Below are 5,480 nucleotides of genomic sequence, written 5' to 3' on the forward strand. Positions count from 1 at the left end.
ATTTCGGCATCTGTATAGTTGTATGAGTCGCCGCGGCGAGGAGGAAAAAACGAAGAACTTCTTCGGTGTTTCTCCTAGTCAGAAGCGGTTGAACGACTTTCAATTGTATAGTGTTTTGGTTTCTTGCTTAGAAGATTCTTGATCATCTGAATGGTGATGTTGGAGGAGTTTAGGAAAGAAACTTTGTGGTGTGAATCACGGAAAACGGATTTGCATGGCAAACGAAACGCTGGTATAGTTGATTGAGTTGCCGCGGGAACGCGGTGATAACGAAATAACATGAATGACCGTTCAACGGTAAGACTTCTCGAAAGAGTAAGTGAGGTGTTGAATCGGTGTGTTGCTTGAGAACTCAATAGTGTGCTTTGTTCAATAAAATCACCGAATGGTGATGGAAACTGAAACTAATACCAAATATTTATTTATATTTGATAATCATCAAATGGTTTCAAATTTAGTCAGCTTGAGTCACGCACCCCCCGTGTGTGATTCGCTGTTTGAGATCAGATTATCAAGCTTTTCTATTTTTTCAACGGAGAGTTTGATTCTGGCTCAGGACGAACGCTGGCGGCGTGCTTAACACATGCAAGTCGAACGATGAAGCCTAGCTTGCTAGGTGGATTAGTGGCGAACGGGTGAGTAATACGTGAGTAACCTACCTTTAACTCTGGGATAAGCCTGGGAAACTGGGTCTAATACCGGATACGACCAATCTCCGCATGGGGTGTTGGTGGAAAGCGTTATGTAGTGGTTATAGATGGGCTCACGGCCTATCAGCTTGTTGGTGAGGTAACGGCTCACCAAGGCGACGACGGGTAGCCGGCCTGAGAGGGTGACCGGCCACACTGGGACTGAGACACGGCCCAGACTCCTACGGGAGGCAGCAGTGGGGAATATTGCACAATGGGCGCAAGCCTGATGCAGCGACGCCGCGTGAGGGATGACGGCCTTCGGGTTGTAAACCTCTGTTAGCAGGGAAGAAGAGAGATTGACGGTACCTGCAGAGAAAGCGCCGGCTAACTACGTGCCAGCAGCCGCGGTAATACGTAGGGCGCGAGCGTTGTCCGGAATTATTGGGCGTAAAGAGCTTGTAGGCGGTTTGTCGCGTCTGCTGTGAAAGGCCGGAGCTTAACTCCGTGTATTGCAGTGGGTACGGGCAGACTAGAGTGCAGTAGGGGAGACTGGAATTCCTGGTGTAGCGGTGGAATGCGCAGATATCAGGAGGAACACCGATGGCGAAGGCAGGTCTCTGGGCTGTAACTGACGCTGAGAAGCGAAAGCATGGGGAGCGAACAGGATTAGATACCCTGGTAGTCCATGCCGTAAACGTTGGGCACTAGGTGTGGGGGACATTCCACGTTTTCCGCGCCGTAGCTAACGCATTAAGTGCCCCGCCTGGGGAGTACGGCCGCAAGGCTAAAACTCAAAGAAATTGACGGGGGCCCGCACAAGCGGCGGAGCATGCGGATTAATTCGATGCAACGCGAAGAACCTTACCAAGGCTTGACATATACTGGACCGCATCAGAGATGGTGTTTCCCTTCGGGGCTGGTATACAGGTGGTGCATGGTTGTCGTCAGCTCGTGTCGTGAGATGTTGGGTTAAGTCCCGCAACGAGCGCAACCCTCGTTCTATGTTGCCAGCACGTAATGGTGGGGACTCATAGGAGACTGCCGGGGTCAACTCGGAGGAAGGTGGGGATGACGTCAAATCATCATGCCCCTTATGTCTTGGGCTTCACGCATGCTACAATGGCCGGTACAGAGGGTTGCGATACTGTGAGGTGGAGCTAATCCCTAAAAGCCGGTCTCAGTTCGGATTGGGGTCTGCAACTCGACCCCATGAAGTCGGAGTCGCTAGTAATCGCAGATCAGCAACGCTGCGGTGAATACGTTCCCGGGCCTTGTACACACCGCCCGTCAAGTCACGAAAGTTGGTAACACCCAAAGCCGGTGGCCTAACCTTTTTGGAGGGAGCCGTCTAAGGTGGGATTGGCGATTGGGACTAAGTCGTAACAAGGTAGCCGTACCGGAAGGTGCGGCTGGATCACCTCCTTTCTAAGGAGCACATTTAGTTGGCCATGCTACCCGCGAGTGTCGGGTGGGTGGTTTTGCTCATGGGTGGAATGTTGGTTTTGGGTTGGATGAGGCGCATTGTTGGGTTTTGGGGTAACACGCATGTGTTGTTCCTTTGTTTGCCTGGCATGGTGATGATGCAAATGTTTTTGTTTGTGTTGTTGTTGTGTTGTGGGTTGTTGTTTGAGAACTATATAGTGGACGCGAGCATCTTCTGGAATTTGCGTTGAATCAATGCTTTGGTGTTGGTTTGATTGTTGATTTTAGATTCTTATTTTTCTTGATTGTGTGTAAGTTATTAAGGGCACACGGTGGATGCCTTGGCATTAAGAGCCGATGAAGGACGTGTGAATCTGCGATAAGCCTCGGGGAGCCGATAACTGGGCTGTGATCCGAGGATTTCCGAATGGGGAAACCTGGCTCATCTTCATGGTGAGTTACCGCCAGCTGAATGTATAGGCTGGTTGGGGGGAACGCGGGGAAGTGAAACATCTCAGTACCCGCAGGAAGAGAAAATAAAGTAATGATTCTGTGAGTAGTGGCGAGCGAAAGCGGAAGAGACTAAACCTGTGGTGTGTGATAGCGGTTAGGCGTTGCATCATGGGGGTTGTGGGAGTCACAGTGGCAGTTCTAACTGGCTGCCGGCATGATGTTCAGGATGGTAGGTGAACGACTTGGAATGGTCGGCCGTAGAGGGTGAGAGTCCCGTAATCGAAATTGTTCTGTCCGTGGTGTGGCCACCCGAGTAGCACGGGGCTCGTGGAATCTCGTGTGAATCTGCCAGGACCACCTGGTAAGTCTAAATACTTCTTAATGACCGATAGTGAATCAGTACCGTGAGGGAATGGTGAAAAGTACCCCGGGAGGGGAGTGAAATAGTACCTGAAACCGTGTGCTTACAAGCCGTTGGAGCCTTTTGGGGTGACAGCGTGCCTTTTGAAGAATGAGCCTGCGAGTTAGTGTTATGTCGCGAGGTTAACCCGTGTGGGGTATCCGTAGCGAAAGCGAGTCTGAATAGGGCGTTTGAGTGGCATGACCTAGACCCGAAGCGGAGTGATCTATCCATGGCCAGGTTGAAGCGACGGTAAGACGTCGTGGAGGACCGAACCCACTTCAGTTGAAAATGGAGGGGATGAGCTGTGGATAGGGGTGAAAGGCCAATCAAACTCTGTGATAGCTGGTTCTCCCCGAAATGCATTTAGGTGCAGCGTTACGTGTTTCTTGCCGGAGGTAGAGCTACTGGATGGCCGATGGGCCTTCACGGGTTACTGACGTCAGCTAAACTCCGAATGCCGGTAAGTGAGAGCGTAGCAGTGAGACAGTGGGGGATAAGCTTCATTGTCGAGAGGGAAACAGCCCAGACCACCAACTAAGGCCCCTAAGCGTGTGCTAAGTGGGAAAGGATGTGGAGTTGCTTAGACAACCAGGAGGTTGGCTTAGAAGCAGCCATCCTTGAAAGAGTGCGTAACAGCTCACTGGTCAAGTGATTCTGCGCCGATAATGTAGCGGGGCTCAAGTACACCGCCGAAGTTGTGGCAATGATCTTTTTGGATTGTTGGGTAGGGGAGCGTCGTGTAGCCGGTGAAGCTGCGGTGTAAACCAGTGGTGGAGGCTATGCGAGTGAGAATGCAGGCATGAGTAGCGAAAGATGAGTGAGAAACTCATCCGCCGGATGATCAAGGGTTCCAGGGTCAAGTTAATCTGCCCTGGGTTAGTCGGGGCCTAAGGCGAGGCCGACAGGCGTAGTCGATGGATAACGGGTTGATATTCCCGTACCGGTGAAAAACCGCCCATACTGATATTGTGATGCTAACCATGCGAAGCATGATGTGCAGGCTTTTGTTTGTGTGTTGTGTGGGTTGTGGGACCCGATCTTTGGAGGTAAACGTATTAACAGGTGTGACGCAGGAAGGTAGCCAAGCCACGCGATGGTTGTCGTGGTCTAAGCGTGTAGGGTTGTCGGTTGTTAAATGCGCCGGTTGTGTGCCTGAGACGTGATGGGACCCCGTTTTTGGGGGATTTGGTGATCCTATGCTGCCGAGAAAAGCATCGGCGTGAGGTTTTAGCCGCCCGTACCCTAAACCGACACAGGTGATCAGGTAGAGAATACTAAGGCGATCGAGAGAATCATGGTTAAGGAACTCGGCAAAATGCCCCCGTAACTTCGGGAGAAGGGGGACCTTGAGCGTGATGGGCACTTGCTGCCTGGAGCGTGTATGGGTCGCAGAGACCAGGGGGAAGCGACTGTTTATCAAAAACACAGGTCCGTGCGAAGTCGTAAGACGATGTATACGGACTGACTCCTGCCCGGTGCTGGAAGGTTAAGAGGATTGGTTAGCCCTTTTTTGGGCGAAGCTGAGAATTTAAGCCCCAGTAAACGGCGGTGGTAACTATAACCATCCTAAGGTAGCGAAATTCCTTGTCGGGTAAGTTCCGACCTGCACGAATGGAGTAACGACTTCCCTACTGTCTCAACCATGAACTCGGCGAAATTGCAGTACGAGTAAAGATGCTCGTTTCGCGCAGCAGGACGGAAAGACCCCGTGACCTTTACTATAGTTTGGTATTGGTGTTTGGTTTGGCTTGTGTAGGATAGGTGGGAGACTGTGAAGCATGGACGCTAGTTTGTGTGGAGTCGTTGTTGAAATACCACTCTGGTCAATCTGGATGTCTAACTTCGGGCCATGATCTGGTTCAGGGACAGTGCCTGATGGGTAGTTTAACTGGGGCGGTTGCCTCCTAAAGTGTAACGGAGGCGCCCAAAGGTTCCCTCAGCCTGGTTGGCAATCAGGTGTTGAGTGTAAGTGCACAAGGGAGCTTGACTGTGAGACTGGCAGGTCGAGCAGGGACGAAAGTCGGGACTAGTGATCCGGCGGTACGTTGTGGAACGGCCGTCGCTCAACGGATAAAAGGTACCTCGGGGATAACAGGCTGATCTTGCCCAAGAGTCCATATCGACGGCATGGTTTGGCACCTCGATGTCGGCTCGTCGCATCCTGGGGCTGGAGTCGGTCCCAAGGGTTGGGCTGTTCGCCCATTAAAGCGGTACGCGAGCTGGGTTCAGAACGTCGTGAGACAGTTCGGTCCCTATCCGCTGCGCGCGTTGGAAATTTGAGAAAGGCTGTCCTTAGTACGAGAGGACCGGGACGGACGAACCTCTGGTATGTCAGTTGTACCGCCAGGTGCATGGCTGATTGGCTACGTTCGGGAGGGATAACCGCTGAAAGCATCTAAGCGGGAAGCCTGTTTCGAGATGAGATTTCCTGGCACTTTGGTGTGTGAGGCTCCTTATAGATGATGAGGTTGATAGGCCGGGTATGGAAGCGAGGACTGAAGACTCGTGGAGTTGACTGGTACTAATAGGCCGAAGGCTTACTTTTCAAGATGTGTTTTGTTGTTTGCGTT

2 rRNA genes are annotated in these 5,480 nt (G+C 51.8%); both read left to right on the top strand.

Annotated features, from left to right (window positions below):
• Positions 1–529 precede the first annotated feature (529 nt).
• Positions 530–2,057 (top strand): 16S ribosomal RNA (locus O3675_RS08965).
• A gap of 306 nt (positions 2,058–2,363) precedes the next feature.
• A 23S ribosomal RNA gene (locus O3675_RS08970) occupies positions 2,364–5,455 on the top strand.
• The 16S and 23S rRNA genes sit together here, the layout of an rRNA operon.
• Positions 5,456–5,480 lie beyond the last annotated feature (25 nt).

The organism is Rothia sp. 27098_8_27 (assembly GCF_041432805.1).
GTDB classification, from domain to species: domain Bacteria; phylum Actinomycetota; class Actinomycetes; order Actinomycetales; family Micrococcaceae; genus Rothia; species Rothia mucilaginosa.